We start from the raw sequence: 19,030 nt of genomic DNA on the forward strand, positions 1-19,030 counted from the left end.
CTGAAAACTGTGACTGCGACTGAACACCCACTCTTTTAACCCAGCCATTCGCGAAAATCGTTCACCCGCTCGCGGCTTACAATGACCTCATCATCTTTATAAGTAGGCAAAATTACTTTAAGCCGCGAATTGGTATATACCACAATATCTTTTATCGCTTTCATAGGGATGATGAATTTGCGGCTTACACGGTAAAATTCTGACGGGTCGAGCTCGTTTTCCAATTGTTCCAGCGTACAATCAAGCAGGTAATCGCGATTATCATAAGTATGCAGGTAGGTACCTTTATTCTCGCTGAAGAAGCACTCCACATCTTCAATATTTATCATTTTGAGGTGCTGCCCCATCTTAATCGTGAAGCGCTTTTTGTATGCCTTTTCTGCCGGGTTAACCAGCATACGCTTTATCTGTTCAAAATCAAGTGAAAGGTTTTGCGGTTGGGGCGCACGTTCCCGATATTTCCTGACAGCTGCCTCAAGCTCGTCTTCATCTATGGGCTTAAGCAAATAGTCAATACTATTGAGCTTAAAAGCGCGAAGGGCATACTCGTCATACGCTGTAGTAAAAATTACCGCACTGTTTATAGGCACAGCATCAAATATTTCAAATGAAAGCCCGTCGCTTAGCTGTATGTCGAGGAATATCAGGTCAGGATGTGCATTGCTGCTAAACCACTGTATTGCCTCTTCAACCGAGTGGAGCATAGTAGCGGTTGCTATCCCCAGCTTATCAAGCTTACGCTGAAGCAGCCTTGCGGCCGGTTTTTCGTCTTCTACGATAATTACGTTCACGGAAAACAGTTTAATGTTTAAAGTTTAATGTTGCGGGTTATGGGTGTGTGAGTTTAAGTGTCAATAACTTGTGGCTTGTGGCTTTTGCCTTGTGGGTTAATCTACTCCCACTTACTCTTACGCTCCTCTTGTTCCATGTACTGCTGTATCTTGCGCTCTTCCCAGTTTCTGCCAAGAAAAATATTGGTGCCGAACACACCCACGCCATGAAACACCAGGCCAATTCCCCAGAAAAATGCAGTGCTAAAGGTGCCAAATGTAAAGAATTCCTCTCCCGGGTCAAGGTTAAACCATTTCATTGCTATTAAAAAGAGGTTAACTATAACATATGCAGCCAGGTGCTTGTAAAAACCCATAATCGCCTGTACTTTTTTACGGGCCCTCTCAAGCCTTTGGGCTTCTTCAAATGATCTTTCCATCTTTGTATTTGTTTTGGTTGGTTTTATCTTTTGTAATCAATTGTTTTAGCTTTTCTTCTTCCCAGTTTTTCTTCATCAGCAGTTTTGGCCCGAACACCCATGCGGCATGGCCAAGCACTATCAAACCACAAACTCCGGTAAGTATAGTGAAGCATCTTGGCCAGAAAACCGGAGCTATGAAATCATCAAACAGATAATATGTAAATGTTGCCAGGTTAACACCAACGTAGCACATGGCATGTACATAAACACTCTTAATTGCTTCGGCATGTTTTTGTGCCTTCTTAAGCTTTTCATGCATTTCAGATGAATTTCCCATTGCTATTCATATTTAGTGACATTGGTTTTACGCTGCCTTTCCTGTTCAATATATTCCCGTATCTTCTTGTCTTCCCAATCTTTGCTAAGGAAAGGTATGTACCCGAAAGCCCCAAGGCCGTGACAGATAAGACCTATACCCCAGCCGCCTGCTGAAAACCAGAACCAATGAAAGTGTGACGAATAGGTAAGGTTTACATAGATGAGTATTGGAATCACTATGCAGTAACACATAAGATTGTAATAGAATGACCGTATTTCGCCCACACGTTTCTTGGCGCGTTCATACTGTGTCTGCCTGAAAAATTCATCTGCTGGTTCCATAACTTTCATTTTAAGCGGTTAACGCCATTTATCACTATTCTCTTTTTCAATTATCTCACGAATCTTTTTCTCTTCCCAGTCGGCACCGAAGAACGGCATCCAGCTAAAAGTGTACATTGCATGAATAATTACCCCTATTCCCCATCCGGCAACCGGGTACAAAAACCAAAGGTACTGCGGGTACGTTACCAGGTTGAGTATCATTAATCCGAGGTTTATCAGTATAAAAGAGAACAAGTTGCCGTAAAAGCCTTTTATCTCTTCAACCCTTTTCTGGGCTTTGTAATAACTGTTCTCTGTTTGATAGCCTGTTGTTTCCATAATTGAAAGCTGTTTTGTAAGCACCGGGATTTTCACTATGAAATGATCTTTTGTCTCTTCGGCCAATACTTTGCGGTCGGTTATAATCGCATACCGGCTCACAATGTTCTGCAAACCCACTCCCCGCCTGTCCTGCAGCACTTCCTTTTTTTGCAAGATGTTCTGCACCACGAGGTAACCGTCTTCAAGATAAATCTTTATATGCAATGGCCGTTGCTGGCTCACCACATTGTGCTTAATGGTATTTTCAAGCAGCAGCTGCAAACTCAGCGGTACTACCTTGGCATCATCACCCGGGATTTTCTCAGGCAGCTCAAACGTAATGCTGTTTTCAAACCGCATCCGCAGCAGGTTCATATAGGTTTTGGCAAAGGCAAGCTCTTCTTCCACACTTACCAGTTCTTTGTCTTTCTGCTCCAGTACGTAGCGGTATACTTTTGAAAGTGATGTGGTAAACCTTTGTGCCGCATCAGGGTTTTCTTCAATAAGCGAACTAAGAACGTTAAGGCTGTTGAACAGGAAATGCGGGTCTATCTGGTTTTTGAGCGTTTCAAACTTTGCCGAGGCTGTGCCTGCTATTATCTTTTGCTGCTTAACCCTGTTTTCCTGATATTTCTTGTAGAAATAAAACGCATGTATGAGCAGCGTCACTACCATCGTAATTACAATGGCAACATAGTAATTGCTGATATCTTCTTCCGCAAAAAAGCGTTGCAACGATTCGCCTTCAATTAGTACATCTTCAACTATGCGAAGCAGGAAAATCACAAATACAGATACAAAGAACGAAGCCATAAACCCGACAGCAAGCCGTTTTGGCGACATCCTGTCATTATTAAAAAGCTTATCCATCGCAACAAAAACCAGTGTGTTGGCCAGATGCAAAGCTGTAGTGTACATAAGTATATAACCAATGTTTACAGCCAGGTCACCATCAAACGACAAGCGTTTACCTTTTGCCAGCGTAATAAGAATAAGCACTATTGCAATGGCGCTGCCAATCCAGATGCTGCGTGCCAGCTCTTTTAAGAGTCTCCTGAACATGAATTACTTTTTATTGCATTCAGCCTGCGCTTCCTTAGCCCTGTCCAATCCCCATTTCGGGTGGAACTGTGACGGCGCCTGGTAGCTTGCAAAAAGTTCGACAGCACGGCTTATCTCAGCGCAAATCGGCTTAGTATCTGTACCGAAGAAACGTGCACTCCCCATATTGAATTCAGCCTGGCCGAAAACCACACGCGGGTTGTTTGGCGCTATAGCCCTTGCTTTTGCATACAGCTCATTTACTTTACCTGACAGCTTCATGCCGTTGGTCATAGGGTCGCTGGCTATATAGGCCGTATAAATCATGGCCTGCATCACCATAAGCTCCGGTTCGTTTGGCGCTATGGCTATGGCAGCATCCTGCGCGGTTTGTGCTTTTGTAAGCATGGCATTTATCTTTTCTTTATCCTGCAGCATTGAGAAAGCCTGGGTAGTATTTACAAGCGCTACATAATAGTTGGGCAGCCAGTTGTTTTTCTCGGCAGATGCTATCCTTTCAAACATAGCCGCGGCCTGGTCGTTCTGGCCTTGGCCCCAAAGCTCAAAAGCTTTTTTCATCCCGGCCTCATACTTATCCTGCGCAAAGATTGAACTGCACACTAAAAGAAAAACTGCTGTAATAACTCGTATCATAATTTAAATTTGTTTTGGTTGTTGTTATTTGATGGAACAAATATCTAAAGATAACTAAAGCCATGAAAAAGCAACTGACCGAACTGTGGATTTTTAAGGATGAACTGTTTTTTTGAGTAAATTTGTTAGAAAATACTATGCCATGGAAAGGATAATTTTAAGGAGCGAATCAAAAGAAAATATAAAGCTGCTTGCTGATCTTGCACGTAAAATAGGCGTTGAAGTGGAATATACCGATGGCAATGATGATTTACAGAGTGTTGCTGAACCTGAAGAACTAGCGGAATGGAATAGGCTGACACCTGCACAACAGCAGGGTTTAATTGATGCTTATGAAGATGGAAAAGTAAGCGATGGTGAAGATGTTGAAAATGTAATTAGAGAATTGCGAAAAAGATATGAGTAAGAAAGTTGTATTACTTTCTGAAGCGGAGTAAGACCTTAAATCTGTTATGCTCTACTTAAACTTTAGATGGAGTCAAGAAGTTGCCAACAATTTTCTAAGTATTTTTCATAAAGCAACACACTCAATTTCAAATGATCCTAAAAGGTTTCCAATATTTATAAGAAAAATGAATATTAGGAAATGTGTTGTCACAAAGCATAATATTATTTATTTTGTTGAATACGAAAACGTAATACAGATTCTTCGTATCTACGATACACGCCAAAACCCGCACAAACTTAAATTCTAAAATAACCAATGACACCACAACCATCAAAAACTAAAAACCTTTTCGGCCTGGGAATATCCATTCTTTTCATACTGCTGGGCTACTACCTTATTAATAAAAGCAGTGAAACCATATACCAGCTTTCCGGCTGGGCGTGTATCATTTTCTTTACCATCATTGCGTTGTTCTCAATAGTTTCACTGGTAAAAAAATCCAGATAAAAACAAACTCCCGAATCGACTTTACAATCCGGGAGTTTATCACAAAACAAAACTTATGCTTTCACCAGGCTTTTGTGCAGGTAAGCACGCCTGTTGTCTGATGTTTTTATATGCAGCCAGTCTTTATGCTGGCCTAAAATCTTAATTGTTTCATTTGCTGTAACCGAACCTATAACATTTGTTGTAGTAGCCGGCCCCTGTCTTAAATTGGCGTTGCCTTTAACTTTCAGCTCGGGTGATTTAAATGATACAGGATAATTCTTCGCCGATATCTTCTCGGTTGTAAACACATATGGCAGTGGGTCAACCGCACCGCCAAAACGGTATATGCCAAAGTGCAGGTGAGCCGGGGTAAACCGTGCGTTGCCGGTGTTCCCGACAAACCCAAGCGTGTCGCCAACCTTCACGCTCTGGCCCTGCTCAACCGCAATGGCATCAAGGTGGGCATAGTACAGTGATTTGCCAAACAGCCCGTCACGCAGCCATACCTGTTTGCCACCAAGCCCCCGCTCACCTGTAAAACTTACCGAACCATTGGTTATGGCAACTACGGGTGTACCTTTCTTCGCGAATATATCTATCCCTTCGTGCTTTCGGGCGCCGCCGTCACGTTCCATTCCCCAAAAACTGCCCACGGCCGCATTGCCTTTACCAGCAACAGGAAATTTATACAACGGCTTTTTATTAAGGCTGATAAAGAACGGACCGCTTGCCGCAATCTCCGGCTGTATCACAATTTTATATGTCCCTGATGCATTTGGTACAAACTCTGCCGAGGCTTCGTCCATACCAGTACTCTCGAGGTGCCGGTAGTCGCTCCCATCCTGCTCAAATACATCCATAAACACCCGGGCGGTACTGTCTTTAGTCACCTCTGCAGTAAGCACTTCGCCTTCTTTCAGGTCAAAAACGTAGCTGTACACTCCATTCGCATTCAGCAAAAAACTTCCCTTTTCACCATACGGAAGGCTCACCTGCAGGCTGTCTTTTACCGCAGCATCATAGTCGGCTTCCCAAGCTGTAAATATTTCTTTGTTGTCTTTAAACTCACGGGCATACTGCTGCCGCGCTGTTGGCTGGGTTATTACATCGGCTACTTTGTTAAAGCCATTTGTAATCCCCGTTGCAATGCTGGTACACGCCGGGCATGATATCGCCAGGATAAGCAATGCCGTTGCTCCCAGCAGGTAAGTCAGGTTTCTCCTCTTCATAATCTCTTTCACAACAATATGTTATGCAGAGATTGTGCCAAAAGATGTTAATTTTTGTTTATGGTTGAGAGTTGCGGGTTTGGGGTTATTTTGTATGTTAGTGGCAAAAATCTAAATATGATTAAAAGGAAATATTACTCTGTAAGAACTGGTAAGGTTACTGATGAAAAGGTAGATCTGGATACATTCAAACGGATTTTTTTGATGGTATATAGACAATTATCGCATGATGGCTATTTCCAGAATTATTTTGGGATTGATTGTACCGACGGCTATTTGCCAGGCAGATTAGGTGAAGATATAGAATCTATTATGTTTATTAATCTAAAGAAAGAAAGATTGTATCCAATAGAAAGGTATATTAACAATTACTCTGAAGATGATCTTTTTGATGTGATTGAATTTTTACATGATCATTGTTCTGCTGGATTAGATGGAGGTCATCACAGCTGGAATAATTGTGGTTACCATTATTATACTTTTAATGATGAAATGGGAAAAGACCATTTTAGAGAAGTTGTAAATCCAATTTTAAAAGAATATAAAGATGGTTATGAAATATCAGTTGATGGTGAAATTCTAATCAATTCTGAGAATGGTTTGTCAAATTTGTTCAATGCTGAGATTCCCACTCAAGATTTTGAAAACATTCAAAATAAGATGGATAATGCCATTTTGAAATTTCGACGTCATAGGTCAACATTAGATGATCGTAAGGAGGCGATTAGAGAACTTGCTGATGTTATGGAATTTTTACGGCCGGAAATAAAAGAACATTTAGATAGAAAAGATGAAAGTGACTTATTTAATATTGTAAATAATTTTGGAATCAGACATCACAATAAAGCACAAAAAGTCGATTATAATAAAGCCGTTTGGTATAGCTGGATGTTCTATTACTATTTAGCTACAATTCATACAATCCTTAGAATAACTAAAAAGAATTAAATGCTATTGTATATTGGCTTACAATTTTAGTTATACAAAAATAATAAGCCCCTGCCAAAGCAGGAGCCCAATTATTAGGTTCTATTTTACAACTTTTAAACCTTAAATAATTTTTATGCCACAATCCTTGGATAGTACACCGTACACATCATACCTTCGCTGGCTTTGTTTGGGTGCGGACAGTGCTCTGTCTGGAATTTAGTGCATTTTAAACAATCGGTTTCTCTGCTAAGCGCCGCACGGAACTCATAAGCCTGGCAGGCCTGGGTATCAGCCGTGATAATTTCGTGTACGTTGCACAACTGGCCTTTTATATGATGGTCGCAGTTACCGCAACACTTTGCTAATTGAATGTCCATAACAATTTATTTTTTGGGTTACTATGATATAAAGTTACGCACAAACAATGTTAGAGAAATTCTAAATAACTGTTTCTAAGGAATTTGTAAATAGATTGGTTAAAAATAAGGTAGCTAAGTTGCTGTATACTTGATGGGTAAAACATTATGTGGAGCCGTTCTAAGCAAAAGCATTGCAACTCCAAAGGAAAATCCGCGGTCATCCGTCAAATCCGCGTCGTCCGCGTTACAAAAATATAATTATGGAATGAAAAAATCAGTTTCAGTATTTCAAAGAACAGCTTCTTCAAAACTTAGCCCCAAAACTTGAATTTAGATTTTTGCAAAGTTACGGCGACACTTTCGGATCGTTATTACAAAACCCGTTCAAAAACGTGCAGTTCATCGATTATTATTTTAGGCCATCTAATACAGTTTTAAGAAGTCCGCAAAATCTGGCGCAAAGCACAAAAATTAAATCGAATAAACCGCAAGGATTAACCTATTAATTAAACGTTAAAATACTCACTCTTACTTTCCAGGAGTGCAAGTCGATTTTTGGAGAAATTTCTTTAACACAACCTTACCCCCTCTACCCTAACTGAAAATCTTTCGAAAAACAGTACCTTTGCGTTTTTGCAAAAATGCTATGCTAAATCACGAAGAATCGATTGAAGTACTTGGGGCCCGCGCCCACAATCTTAAAAATATAGACGTCACCATTCCTCGCGAAAAACTGGTGGTTATCACGGGTTTATCAGGCTCAGGTAAGTCGTCACTCGCCTTTGATACCATCTACGCCGAGGGTCAGCGCCGTTACATTGAAACGTTCTCAGCTTATGCCCGCCAGTTTTTGGGCGGATTGGAACGCCCCGATGTTGATAAAATAGACGGACTTTCACCAGTTATCGCTATCGAGCAGAAGACGACAAGTAAGTCGCCACGCTCTACAGTTGGCACAATTACAGAGATTTACGACTTCCTGCGTCTGCTTTACGCCCGTGGCGCTGATGCTTATAGTTATGAAACCGGCGAGAAGATGGTAAGCTACACCGACAGCCAGATCCAAGACTTGATCATTGAAAAGTTTACCGGCAAGCGCATTACCATACTTGCGCCTATAATCCGTTCACGCAAAGGCCATTACCGGGAATTATTTGAACAAATATCGAAGCAGGGATTCCTGAAAGTACGTGTTGACGGCGAAATCCGCGACATTGAAAGCGGCATGAAGCTGGACCGCTACAAAGTTCACGACATTGAAACCGTGATAGACCGAATGGCTGTTGACGCCTCTGCAGATGTTGAGAAACGCCTGAGCGACAGCATTAAAATTGCAATGCACCACGGCGATGACGTCATGATGGTTATTGAGCAGGAAAGCGGCGAGGTCCGTTATTACAGCCGTAACCTCATGTGCCCGTCTAGCGGTATCTCTTACCCGAATCCGGAGCCTAACAACTTCTCTTTCAACTCTCCAAAAGGCGCGTGTGACAATTGCAACGGCCTTGGCGTGGTGAACGAGATCAACATGAAAAAGATTGTCCCGAACCCTAAGCTTAGCATTAAAAAGGGCGGTTTTGCACCGCTGGGTGAATACAAGAGTTCTTGGATTTTCAAGCAGTTAGAGGTTATTGGCGAGAAATTCGACTTTAAGCTGACTGACCCTGTTGAAAAAATTTCCGCGGAAGCGATGGAGATGATTATGAACGGCGGTAAAGAAAAATTCACGGTAAACAGCAAAACACTGGGCGTAAACCGTGAGTACAAAATTGATTTTGAAGGAATTTCGAGTTTCATCAAAAACCAGTATGACGAGAGCGGGTCGGCTTCCATTAAGCGTTGGGCAAAAGATTTCATGGATGAAGTGAAATGTCCTGTTTGCCACGGCACCCGCCTTAAAAAAGAGTCGCTATACTTTAAAGTCAATGGCAAAAACATCGCCGAACTTGCCAATATGGACATATCAGACCTCGCGCAATGGTTTGAAGACCTGACAGATAACCTTACCGAAAAGCAAAAAGCAATTGCCGCTGAAGTTATAAAAGAAATCAAAGCCCGTCTTGGATTTTTGGTTGATGTAGGCCTGAATTACCTGGCGCTTGACCGCAGTTCGCGCACACTTTCAGGTGGTGAGGCACAGCGGATACGGCTTGCCACACAGATAGGTTCTCAACTCGTCGGGGTGCTCTATATACTCGATGAGCCAAGCATAGGCCTGCACCAGCGTGATAATGAGAAACTCATAAAATCGCTGGAACAATTGCGTGACATAGGCAACTCAGTTTTGGTTGTTGAACATGACAAAGACATGATTGAGCGAGCCGACTATGTTATTGATATAGGCCCCGCTGCTGGGCGTTTTGGCGGACAAATTGTGAGCAAAGGCACGCCGCAGGAACTGCTTCAGGAGCACACGCTTACAGCCGCTTACCTCAATGGCGAAAAAGAAATTGCCGTGCCTAAAAAACGCCGCGAAGGCAATGGTAAGTTGCTGAAGCTGACAGGCGCGACAGGCAATAACCTGAAGAACGTGAGCATTGAGCTACCACTCGGTAAGATGATTTGCGTTACAGGGGTATCGGGCAGCGGTAAATCAACGCTGATAAACGAGACGCTCTACCCTATCCTTAACGAACATTTCTTCAACGCTGTTAAAAAACCGGCGCCATATAAAAAGATTGAAGGCCTTGAGCATATTGATAAAGTTATAGATATTGACCAGTCGCCGATTGGGCGTACACCGCGTAGTAACCCTGCCACGTACACTGATGTTTTCAGCGAAATACGCACATTGTTTACGCAGACACCGGAAGCCATGATACGCGGTTACAAGCCGGGGCGTTTCAGCTTTAACGTGAGTGGCGGCCGTTGCGAAACCTGCGAGGGCTCAGGATTGCGAGTTATTGAAATGAGTTTCCTCCCTGATGTTTATGTAGAATGCGAGACCTGCCAGGGCAAGCGCTTCAACCGTGAAACGCTGGAAATCCGTTACAAAGGAAAATCTATCAGTGATGTGCTTGACATGACGGTTGACGAGGCTGTACCGTTCTTTGAGAACATCCCGAAAATTTACCGCAAGATCAAGACGATACAGGATGTTGGGCTGGGCTATATCACGCTCGGGCAGCAAAGTACAACGCTTTCCGGTGGTGAGGCACAAAGGATAAAACTGGCATCAGAGCTTTCAAAGAAAGATACCGGCAACACCTTCTACATTCTTGATGAGCCAACCACAGGCCTTCATTTTGAAGACATACGTGTACTCATGGAAGTCATCAACAAACTGGTAGATAAAGGTAATACCGTGCTTATCATTGAACATAACCTGGATGTGATAAAGCTGGCCGACTATATTATTGATATTGGTTACGAAGGGGGTAAAGGCGGCGGACAGCTTGTAGCCAAGGGTACTCCGGAAGAGGTAGCAAAAAACAAGAAAAGTTATACAGCGCACTTCCTGAAAAAAGAACTATCTTAGCGCGTTTGTTTAAAAATTTAGAAAAAGATGTCAAAAGAGATATACAATGACGATGATGAGCGCATCCACGACCGCTTAAAACAAAAGACGTGGCAGGAGATACGCAGTAATGATTCGTGGGCTATCTTCAAGGTAATGAGCGAGTTTGTGAACGGATTTGAAACTATGGCGCGTATCGGGCCGAGTGTTTCCATATTCGGTTCTGCACGTACTAAGCCGGGGGACAAATACTACCTGCTTGCAGAAAAGATTGCAGAAAAGATTGCAAAAGCGGGCTACGGTGTTATTACAGGCGGCGGCCCCGGAATTATGGAAGCCGGTAATAAAGGCGCACATGCAGGCGGCGGATCTAGCTGCGGGCTTAATATAGAATTACCTTTCGAACAGCACTTTAATCCATATATAGACCGTGACAAGAACCTTAATTTTGATTATTTCTTCGTTCGTAAAGTAATGTTCGTGAAGTATTCGCAGGGGTTTGTGGTAATGCCCGGTGGTTTCGGTACGCTTGATGAAATGTTTGAGGCGATAACCCTTATCCAGACTAAGAAGATTGCGAAGTTTCCTATCATACTTGTAGGCCGTGAATTTTGGAGCGGGCTGATGGACTGGATTGAATCTGTAATGATACAGCGTTATGCCAATGCCAGCCCTGATGATCTGAAGCTAATAAGGCTTGTAGATACAGAGGATGAAGTGGTTGAAGTAATTGACAACTTCTACAAAAAATACCAGCTTAGCCCTAACTTTTAATAAAAATGCCACCTTCGGGTGGCTTTTAACATTTAAAGAAGCAACCGCATCCCAATTTTTGTATCTTGCGTATATAGTTGCATGAAGATGATGTTGGCAACAACGCTATGAAATTGACGAATAATATTTACGCGAATTGAAATTAAAGGGGCTTCTCTCAATTATTATATTTTTTACATGCGCCTGCCTTTACTCCCAAAACCTTAACAGGATTGTTGCGGATGTAGATACTAATGCACATACTATAAGCATTCAGCAGGAAATCACATTTACCAACAGTTCTAATGTGGCGCTGAATACCATTGTGCTTAACGACTGGATAAATGCGTACTCTAACAAAGAAACGCCCCTGGCCCGCAGGTTTGCCGACGAATTTGTGCGGGCTTTCCATATGGCGCCCGATGCTGACCGTGGATTTACAGCTATAAAATCCGTAACTTCCGAAAACACGGAACTGGAATACGCCCGCCCAGAAAAGCATCCCGATATTGTTGAAGTGAAGCTTGTGCAACCATTACAACCCGGAGAAAGTATTACATTAAAACTCGACTATGGTGTAAAAATCCCTAACGACCGATTTACCCGATACGGCTTCGATAACAAAGGTACTATGGTACTGAAAAACTGGTACCTCACCCCTGCCCGGCTCGAAAATGGAGCGTTTGTTTACCACAGCAATGAAAATCTTGATGACATAGCAAATTCGGTTACCGATTTTGAACTGCAGCTTACAGCGCCTGAAGGTTATACCATAACATCTGATCTCAATAGTTTTAATGTCATAAAGCCTTCAGGAAAAAACACAGTTGGCTTTTCAGGTAAAGGCCGGACAGATTTCAGCCTATATCTTGAAAATGGTGCAACAGCTTTTGAACGCTATAATTTTGATGGCTTTGAAGTTGTAACCAGCCTTAAGACAACTAAGACCACTGACATGCAGCGGACGCTCGTAATTGAGAATGTGGTAAGCTTTGTAAAAGAGAATCTTGGTGACTATCCTTTTGAAAAAATTACAGTCTCGCAGACCGATTATGACCGCAACCCAGTATATGGCCTTAATCAGCTTCCGGCATTTCTTAGTCCGTTTCCTGACTCATTTCTGTACGAAGTGCGTTTCCTTAAAACGTACCTGAATAATTATCTTAAGAATACTCTGAAGCTTGATCCACGCAAAGATAACTGGCTGTATGACGGTATACAGATGCACCTGATGATGAAATATATTGATGAGTACCACCCTGATAAGCACATGACCGGGACACTTGCTAACTGGGGAATACTTCGCGGGCATAACCTTTTCCGGGTGCCGTTCAACGGGCAATACAATTACCTTTACCTGCTCATGGCGCGCAAAAACCTTGACCAGCCTATTGGTGACCCAAAGAATACTTTCATTAAGTTCAACGAGCAGATTTCGGGCAAGTACCGCGCAGGGCTTAGCATTAATTACCTTGATGATTATTTGGGGAATGATGCTGTACAAAAAAGCTTTTCCGAATTCTGTGCGCTGAACAAAACACAACAAACAACCCGTGAAGACTTCAGGGCGATACTCAATAAAAACACCGCTAAGAACACCGACTGGTTTTTTGATACGGTTGTTGAAACACGTGAGCTGATTGACTTCAGGTTTGAAGATGTAAAGGAAAATAAAGATTCAGTAGCTGTTACAGTAAAGAATCGTACAGGGGCTGATGTACCTGTGTCATTATTCGGTATTAATAAAGGCGAAGTGGTTTTTAAGCAGTGGATTAATAATGTGAAGGCTGACAGTACGCTTGTAATTCCGCGAAATGGTGCCGAAAAGCTAGTGCTGAACTACAATAACGCCATGCCCGAATATAATACCCGCAACAACTGGCATCGCCTTGGTAAGTTTTTCCCTAACAACAGGCCTTTTAAGTTTACCTTTTTCCAGGATTTGGAAGACCCTCGTTATAACCAGGTATTTTATGTACCGAGCTTTGTTTATAATCTCTATGATGGTGTTTCCGTGGGTATGCGCTTCCACAACAAATCGCTTTTGGAAAAGCCGTTTATATTTGATATAGAGCCGACATATTCATCCAAAACACAAAGCCTTATTGGTTCGGTTGGATTCCTTTATAACCACTACATCCGCGAAGGCAGCCTGTATAACATTCGCTACGGATTGTCAGGCTCAACCTATCATTATGCACCTGATGCTGCCTATGTAAAGTTCACGCCGAGCATCCAATTCCGTATAAGGGATAATGACTATCGCGAGAATAAAAAACAATTCATATTAGTACGCCATGTTATGGTTGACCGTGAAGCATCGGTATTCGCGAACACAACTGAACAAAATGAAAACTATTCGGTTTTCAACCTGCGCTACAGCAAGTTTGAAAACACCATTACAAGGCTTTACAGCTATTTTACTGATGCACAATTCTCTGACAACTTCGGTAAGCTATCAGGTGAAATCCAGTTCCGCCGACTGTTTAATAATAACCGGCAGATAAACCTGCGCTTGTATGCCGGTATGTTCCTGTACCGCAATACAACCAGCGAGTTCTTTAGCTTTGGATTGGACAGGCCGACCGATTATCTTTTTGACTACAACTTCTACGGAAGATCTGAGGAAACGGGGCTATTTAGCCAACAATTCATTTTAGCCGAGGGCGGTTTCAAATCAAAGCTTGACACGCGATATGCCAACCAATGGATGACTACTGTAAACGGCAGCTTCAATATCTGGAACTGGGTAGAAGTATATGGCGATGCAGGCTTTTTCCGTAACAAGTACAGAGATGCAGAATTTGTTTGGGACAGTGGCATCCGCCTGAATTTGGTGCCTGATTATTTTGAGCTTTATTTCCCTGTATATTCAAGCAATGGCTTTGAAATTGACAATAATTATGGTGAAAAGATTCGTTTTACGGTAACTATTAGCCCAAGTACGTTGATAAATCTCTTTACAAGGAAATGGCTGTAAACAACAACATTCTTCCATAAAAATACATTTCCTTTAAATTTATTCCTGATTTGATGAATATCTTTTATCAAAAAATCATTTAGCAATAGTTTTGTTATAAATACCCTAATCAAAATTTTTAGCGGTTTCTATGATATGTCATTCTTTTATTTAAATTTGTAAATCCACAACTACGGTTTTTATGACAGAAACAGAGACAAAAAAGGAGCTTTCCTTTGAAGACTTCCGCGCAGAAGTAATAAATGACTATAAAATAGCGGTTGTAAGCCGTGAATGCAGCCTTCTGGGCCGCCGGGAAGTGCTTACAGGCAAAGCGAAGTTCGGCATCTTCGGCGATGGTAAAGAAGTGCCGCAGCTGGCAATGGCCAAGGCCTTCAGGAATGGAGATTTCCGTTCAGGCTACTATAGGGACCAGACCTTTATGATGGCGATAGGTGCACTTAATATACAGCAGTTTTTTGCAGGGCTTTACGGCCACAGCGACCTGGAGCACGACCCTATGTCGGCCGGGCGCCAGATGGGCGGGCATTTTGCCACACACAGCCTTGACGAGAACGGCAACTGGAAAAACCTGACACAACAAAAGAACTCAAGTTCAGACATATCGCCTACTGCAGGGCAAATGCCGAGGCTTTTAGGGCTTGCACAGGCATCAAAGATATACCGTAATGTAACAGGTATTGAAAATAAGACCAATTTCTCAATTAATGGAAATGAGGTTGCATGGGGTACTATTGGCAACGCCAGTACCAGTGAGGGCCTGTTTTTTGAAACTATAAATGCGGCAGGTGTACTCCAGGTACCAATGGTGATAAGCGTGTGGGATGACGACTACGGAATTTCGGTACATGCCCGCCACCAGACAACGAAAGAGAATATCTCAGAAATATTAAAAGGCTTCCAGCGTGATGATAATGCCAAAGGCTATGAAATCATCACCGTAAAAGGCTGGGATTACCCTGAGCTTGTGGCGGCTTATGAAAAAGCATCGGCCGTGGCACGTGAAGAGCATGTGCCCGTTCTGGTACACGTTTACCAGCTTACACAGCCACAGGGCCACTCTACTTCAGGATCGCACGAGCGTTACAAAAATGCGGAACGCCTTGCATGGGAGGGCGAGTTTGACTGCATACTGCAAATGCGCAACTGGATGATTGAGAACAGCATTGCCACAGCAGAAGAACTTGAGACAATTGACAACCAGGCTAAGAAAGATGTGCTTGAAGGCAAGAAGGCGGCATGGTCGGCTTTCGTTGAGCCTATGAAGCAGGAACAGAAAGAGCTTGTTTCTATTCTGAATAAAGTAGCTGCACAAAGCGATAATAAAGTATTTATTGAGAAGAATGCAAATGATGTTGCCGCAATAAAAGAACCTATCCGTAAAGACCTGCTTGTAGCTGCACGCAAATCGCTGCGCATGATTGGCGACAATGCCGGCCGTGCAGAACTTGCAGCCTGGATAACTTCTTATACGGAGAAAATTCAGCCGAAGTTCAGTTCACACCTCTTCTCGCAATCTGATAAAAATGTATTTGCAGTAAAAGAGGTATTGCCCGAATATAACGCTTCGACCGAAGAAGTTGACGGCAGGGTAATAATGCGTGATAATTTTGCAGCCATTTTTGACAAGCATAAAAATGCTCTTGTTTTTGGTGAAGACTGCGGCGGCATCGGCGATGTAAACCAGGGGCTTGAAGGCCTTCAGGAAAGGTTTGGAGATTTCCGTGTGTGTGATGCCGGTATACGCGAAGCTACAATCCTGGGGCAGGGTATTGGTATGGCAATGCGCGGCCTGCGCCCTATTGCTGAAATACAATACCTTGACTACTTATTGTATGCTATCCAGATAATGAGCGACGACCTTGCCACATTACAATACCGTACATCAGGCAGGCAGAAAGCTCCGCTTATTATAAGGACACGCGGGCACAGGCTTGAAGGTATCTGGCATTCAGGTTCACCAATGGGCATGATCATCAATGCTATACGTGGTATTCATGTGCTTGTACCACGAAATATGACCAAAGCGGCAGGTTTCTATAACACATTACTTGAAACAGATGAACCTGCACTGGTTGTGGAATGCCTTAACGGCTATAGGCTTAAGGAAAAGATGCCGGCGAACCTGGGCGAGTTCCGTACGCCTATAGGTGTTACAGAAACCATTAAAGAAGGTAAAGACATAACGCTTGTATCATACGGCTCTACCCTGCGCCTTGTGGAGCAGGCCGCAAAAGAACTGCTTGAGGCAGGTATTGATGCTGAAATTATAGATGTGCAGTCTTTGCTTCCGTTTGACGTTAACCACGATATTGCAAAAAGCGTTTCAAAAACCAACAGGCTTTTAGTGATTGATGAGGATGTACCCGGGGGTGCATCGGCTTATATATTGCAGCAGGTAGTTGACGTACAAAATGCTTATAATTACCTTGACAGTAAACCTGAAGCGCTGGCTGCAAAAGCCCACAGGCCATCATACGGAACAGACGGGGATTATTTCTCTAAGCCATCGGTTGAAGATATTTACGAAAAAGTATATGCAATTATGCATGAGGCAAATCCGGAGAAATATCCGGCGCTTTACTAAAAATAAAAACCCCGGGACTTCCGGGGTTTTTATTTTAATTCGATATCATCAATTTCATGGCCATGAAATTTAAAAATTAAACTATGTCCATTTTGAAAATCGATCAAAACATTATCCGGTACTAACTTTGCGCACTTTATTTTGCCGCTGATTATTTGAGCCAATAACTCTTCAGGTTCCTGGGAATGGAGTATTAAGTCACTTTCTAAACCATCCACCGTCCCATCGTTTTGGGGGTAGGCCTTTAAGTGCTTATCTATTGCTACAAAGGCTGAAATTAAATTTCTAATATAACGGTCTGTAAAATATCGGGGCAACTTCGCGTTTTCAATATAATTATCTACAACTTTGAAATCCAGACTGTAAGGGGCTCCATAAGTTACAAATTCCTCCTCATAAATCCTTTCATAGTTTGTTGCGTAGTGCTTTAAAAAATCTGTTGCTATTTTACAGTGATCTGAATTTGCTGTATCCTCGGCTTTGTCCGTGTCTGGGTTTTGCACTGCCGTAATAGAGTCCCCAGCTTTTGCTTCTGAATTGTCTAAGGTGCTATCGCGCTTACACGCAAATAGCAGCATTGTTGCCATACTAATAATTAGGATTTTTTTCATAGTTTAACTTTGCTGGATAAAAACAGTCTTTACATTCACAAATTCTTTTAGTCCGTTTTCAGCAAGTTCACGGCCGTAGCCTGATTTCTTTACTCCGCCGAAAGGCAGCGCAGGGTCTGATTTTACCATAGCATTTATGAAAACTGCACCTTCTTCAAAAAGATAAAGTTTATCTTGTATGCCAGAAACATCGTTAGTAAAAATGGTGACGCCCAGGCCAAATTCGGTTCCATTGCTCAATTCAACAGCTTCATCAAAAGTCTTGAAAGGCATAACCGTAGCTACGGGCCCGAAAACTTCTTCTTTAAAGACAGGCATATCAGTCGTGATTTCAGTGATGACAGTAGGCTCATAAAAAGCATCATTACGGTTACCTCCCACTATAACCCTTGCTCCCATTGCAACAGAGTCGTTTACCTGCTTTTCAATATCCTCTGCAAGGTCAATCCGCGCTAACGGGCCAATATCCGTTTCTTTATCTAATGGATTGCCCGATTTTAGCTGCTTAACTTTAGCTGTAAACTTTTCGAGGAATGCGTCATAAACACTTTCATGCACCAGAAAACGCTTTGCCGCTATGCAGCTTTGCCCCGTATTCTGGAAACGCGCTTTAACAGCGGTAGCCACAGCCTTATTGATATCGGCATCTTCCAAAACAAGAAAAGCGTTGCTGCCGCCAAGTTCCAGTACAGACTTTTTGATGAGCGCTGCTGCAGTTGCTGCTACATCAGCCCCAGCCTTTTCACTGCCGGTGAGTGATACAGCTGCAATGTCAGGATTTTCAATTACTTTTTTAACCTGCTTGCCTGAAATTAGCAAGTTAGTATAAATACCATCATCAAAACCTGCTTCGCGGAACATATCCTCAATAAGGATGGCACAACCGGCTACATTGCTGGCATGCTTTACAACAACCGTATTTCCTGCTATGATTGCCGGTATTGCAAACCTGAAAACCTGCCAATACGGGAAATTCCACGGCATTACACCAAGTATTACACCCAACGGATCATACCTAATATAGGCCTGTGCCCCATCAACAGCTTTATATTCATTTTTTAAATAACTTTCAGCATGCTCCATGTAATATTCACACAGCAAAATGCATTTTTTAACCTCGGCAAGGGCTTCTTTTATTGGCTTCCCCATTTCAAGAGCGCACTTTTTAGCAAGTAAATCCTGATTTTTACCAAACGCAAATATTAAATTTTTGATAAGTTTTAAACGCTCATCTATGCTTTTTAACCGCCATTTTAGAAAAGATTTCTTACTTTCGTTTACTATATGTGAAGCAGCAGCATCACTAATATATTGATGTTCAGATAAAAAAGTCTGATTATACGGATTGTTAATTGAAAACATTGATTACTTTTGCTGAAAATTTATACGTAAAATTA

General features: G+C 42.4%; 17 protein-coding genes and 1 pseudogene. 8 read left to right on the plus strand and 10 right to left on the minus strand.

Features of this window, described 5'->3' with window-relative positions; genetic code table 11:
- Positions 1-35 precede the first annotated feature (35 nt).
- From LRS05_RS12375 to LRS05_RS12400, 6 genes are all read right to left on the minus strand, one after another.
- A complete protein-coding gene (locus LRS05_RS12375) occupies positions 36-791 on the minus strand; it encodes a LytTR family DNA-binding domain-containing protein (protein WP_257868601.1) in 756 nt (251 codons plus the stop codon).
- 101 nt (positions 792-892) lie between these two features.
- The gene (locus tag LRS05_RS12380; protein WP_257868602.1) at positions 893-1,210 is read right to left on the minus strand and encodes a 2TM domain-containing protein; all 318 of its coding nucleotides are present in this window, start codon (positions 1,208-1,210) and stop codon (positions 893-895) included.
- Positions 1,194-1,529 carry a 2TM domain-containing protein gene (locus tag LRS05_RS12385; RefSeq protein ID WP_257868603.1) on the minus strand — a complete coding sequence of 112 codons (336 nt, stop codon included), beginning with the start codon at positions 1,527-1,529 and terminating at the stop codon, positions 1,194-1,196. The genes LRS05_RS12380 and LRS05_RS12385 overlap by 17 nt, the downstream gene beginning before the upstream one ends.
- Before the next feature lie 2 nt (positions 1,530-1,531).
- Positions 1,532-1,852, minus strand: a complete 321-nt coding sequence (locus LRS05_RS12390) for a 2TM domain-containing protein (RefSeq protein WP_257868604.1) — start codon at positions 1,850-1,852, stop codon at positions 1,532-1,534.
- Positions 1,853-1,870: 18 nt separating this feature from the next.
- On the minus strand, positions 1,871-3,217 hold the full coding sequence (locus LRS05_RS12395) for a 2TM domain-containing protein (protein WP_257868605.1): 1,347 nt from the start codon (positions 3,215-3,217) through the stop codon (positions 1,871-1,873).
- A gap of 3 nt (positions 3,218-3,220) precedes the next feature.
- Positions 3,221-3,850: a hypothetical protein gene (locus LRS05_RS12400; RefSeq protein ID WP_257868606.1), complete on the minus strand. Its 630-nt coding sequence runs from the start codon at positions 3,848-3,850 to the stop codon at positions 3,221-3,223.
- Positions 3,851-3,992: 142 nt separating this feature from the next.
- Between LRS05_RS12400 and LRS05_RS12405 the strand changes: the two genes are divergently transcribed.
- The 3 genes and pseudogenes from LRS05_RS12405 (at position 3,993) to LRS05_RS12410 (ending at position 4,745) form a co-directional block, all read left to right on the plus strand.
- A complete protein-coding gene (locus LRS05_RS12405; RefSeq protein WP_257868607.1) occupies positions 3,993-4,256 on the plus strand; it encodes a hypothetical protein in 264 nt (87 codons plus the stop codon).
- 43 nt (positions 4,257-4,299) lie between these two features.
- Positions 4,300-4,545: pseudogene (locus LRS05_RS17690) on the plus strand (type II toxin-antitoxin system RelE/ParE family toxin); the annotation flags it as partial.
- 8 nt (positions 4,546-4,553) lie between these two features.
- On the plus strand, positions 4,554-4,745 hold the full coding sequence (locus LRS05_RS12410; RefSeq protein WP_257868608.1) for a hypothetical protein: 192 nt from the start codon (positions 4,554-4,556) through the stop codon (positions 4,743-4,745).
- 53 nt (positions 4,746-4,798) lie between these two features.
- Here LRS05_RS12410 and LRS05_RS12415 read toward each other — a convergent pair whose 3' ends face one another.
- Positions 4,799-5,968 (minus strand): M23 family metallopeptidase, encoded by a 1,170-nt coding sequence (locus tag LRS05_RS12415; RefSeq protein WP_257868609.1) that lies wholly within the window; start codon positions 5,966-5,968, stop codon positions 4,799-4,801.
- A gap of 105 nt (positions 5,969-6,073) precedes the next feature.
- Between LRS05_RS12415 and LRS05_RS12420 the strand changes: the two genes are divergently transcribed.
- The gene (locus tag LRS05_RS12420) at positions 6,074-6,904 is read left to right on the plus strand and encodes a hypothetical protein (RefSeq protein ID WP_257868610.1); all 831 of its coding nucleotides are present in this window, start codon (positions 6,074-6,076) and stop codon (positions 6,902-6,904) included.
- 113 nt (positions 6,905-7,017) lie between these two features.
- Here LRS05_RS12420 and LRS05_RS12425 read toward each other — a convergent pair whose 3' ends face one another.
- Positions 7,018-7,263 (minus strand): hypothetical protein, encoded by a 246-nt coding sequence (locus LRS05_RS12425; protein WP_257868611.1) that lies wholly within the window; start codon positions 7,261-7,263, stop codon positions 7,018-7,020.
- Positions 7,264-7,891: 628 nt separating this feature from the next.
- On the opposite strand from LRS05_RS12425, the gene uvrA reads away from it, so the two are divergent.
- The 4 genes from uvrA (at position 7,892) to LRS05_RS12445 (ending at position 17,022) form a co-directional block, all read left to right on the plus strand.
- Positions 7,892-10,723, plus strand: coding sequence for an excinuclease ABC subunit UvrA (uvrA, locus tag LRS05_RS12430; protein ID WP_257868612.1), 2,832 nt, complete (start codon positions 7,892-7,894; stop codon positions 10,721-10,723).
- A gap of 27 nt (positions 10,724-10,750) precedes the next feature.
- Positions 10,751-11,476 carry a TIGR00730 family Rossman fold protein gene (locus tag LRS05_RS12435; RefSeq protein WP_257868613.1) on the plus strand — a complete coding sequence of 242 codons (726 nt, stop codon included), beginning with the start codon at positions 10,751-10,753 and terminating at the stop codon, positions 11,474-11,476.
- A gap of 136 nt (positions 11,477-11,612) precedes the next feature.
- Positions 11,613-14,435, plus strand: a complete 2,823-nt coding sequence (locus LRS05_RS12440; protein WP_257868614.1) for an aminopeptidase — start codon at positions 11,613-11,615, stop codon at positions 14,433-14,435.
- A 181-nt stretch (positions 14,436-14,616) separates the two neighbouring features.
- Positions 14,617-17,022, plus strand: a complete 2,406-nt coding sequence (locus LRS05_RS12445) for a thiamine pyrophosphate-dependent enzyme (RefSeq protein ID WP_257868615.1) — start codon at positions 14,617-14,619, stop codon at positions 17,020-17,022.
- Positions 17,023-17,051: 29 nt separating this feature from the next.
- Here the strand turns inward: LRS05_RS12445 and LRS05_RS12450 are convergent, their stop codons facing one another.
- Both LRS05_RS12450 and LRS05_RS12455 read right to left on the minus strand, forming a co-directional pair.
- On the minus strand, positions 17,052-17,633 hold the full coding sequence (locus tag LRS05_RS12450) for a hypothetical protein (protein WP_257868616.1): 582 nt from the start codon (positions 17,631-17,633) through the stop codon (positions 17,052-17,054).
- 3 nt (positions 17,634-17,636) lie between these two features.
- Positions 17,637-18,995, minus strand: a complete 1,359-nt coding sequence (locus tag LRS05_RS12455; protein WP_257868617.1) for an NAD-dependent succinate-semialdehyde dehydrogenase — start codon at positions 18,993-18,995, stop codon at positions 17,637-17,639.
- Between the last annotated feature and the right edge of the window lie 35 nt (positions 18,996-19,030).

The sequence above is a fragment of the Flavobacterium sp. J372 genome, from assembly GCF_024699965.1.
Lineage (GTDB): Bacteria > Bacteroidota > Bacteroidia > Flavobacteriales > Flavobacteriaceae > Flavobacterium.

Bases quoted from the DNA above. Each gene is read 5' to 3' on its own strand.
- LRS05_RS12380 (WP_257868602.1), bottom strand. From the start codon at position 1,210: ATGGAAAGATCATTTGAAGAAGCCCAAAGGCTTGAGAGGGCCCGTAAA.
- LRS05_RS12385 (WP_257868603.1), bottom strand. From the start codon at position 1,529: ATGGGAAATTCATCTGAAATGCATGAAAAGCTTAAGAAGGCACAAAAA.
- LRS05_RS12390 (WP_257868604.1), bottom strand. From the start codon at position 1,852: ATGGAACCAGCAGATGAATTTTTCAGGCAGACACAGTATGAACGCGCC.
- LRS05_RS12395 (WP_257868605.1), bottom strand. From the start codon at position 3,217: ATGTTCAGGAGACTCTTAAAAGAGCTGGCACGCAGCATCTGGATTGGC.
- LRS05_RS12400 (WP_257868606.1), bottom strand. From the start codon at position 3,850: ATGATACGAGTTATTACAGCAGTTTTTCTTTTAGTGTGCAGTTCAATC.
- LRS05_RS12405 (WP_257868607.1), top strand. From the start codon at position 3,993: ATGGAAAGGATAATTTTAAGGAGCGAATCAAAAGAAAATATAAAGCTG.
- LRS05_RS12410 (WP_257868608.1), top strand. From the start codon at position 4,554: ATGACACCACAACCATCAAAAACTAAAAACCTTTTCGGCCTGGGAATA.
- LRS05_RS12420 (WP_257868610.1), top strand. From the start codon at position 6,074: ATGATTAAAAGGAAATATTACTCTGTAAGAACTGGTAAGGTTACTGAT.
- LRS05_RS12425 (WP_257868611.1), bottom strand. From the start codon at position 7,263: ATGGACATTCAATTAGCAAAGTGTTGCGGTAACTGCGACCATCATATA.
- uvrA (WP_257868612.1), top strand. From the start codon at position 7,892: ATGCTAAATCACGAAGAATCGATTGAAGTACTTGGGGCCCGCGCCCAC.
- LRS05_RS12435 (WP_257868613.1), top strand. From the start codon at position 10,751: ATGTCAAAAGAGATATACAATGACGATGATGAGCGCATCCACGACCGC.
- LRS05_RS12445 (WP_257868615.1), top strand. From the start codon at position 14,617: ATGACAGAAACAGAGACAAAAAAGGAGCTTTCCTTTGAAGACTTCCGC.
- LRS05_RS12450 (WP_257868616.1), bottom strand. From the start codon at position 17,633: ATGAAAAAAATCCTAATTATTAGTATGGCAACAATGCTGCTATTTGCG.
- LRS05_RS12455 (WP_257868617.1), bottom strand. From the start codon at position 18,995: ATGTTTTCAATTAACAATCCGTATAATCAGACTTTTTTATCTGAACAT.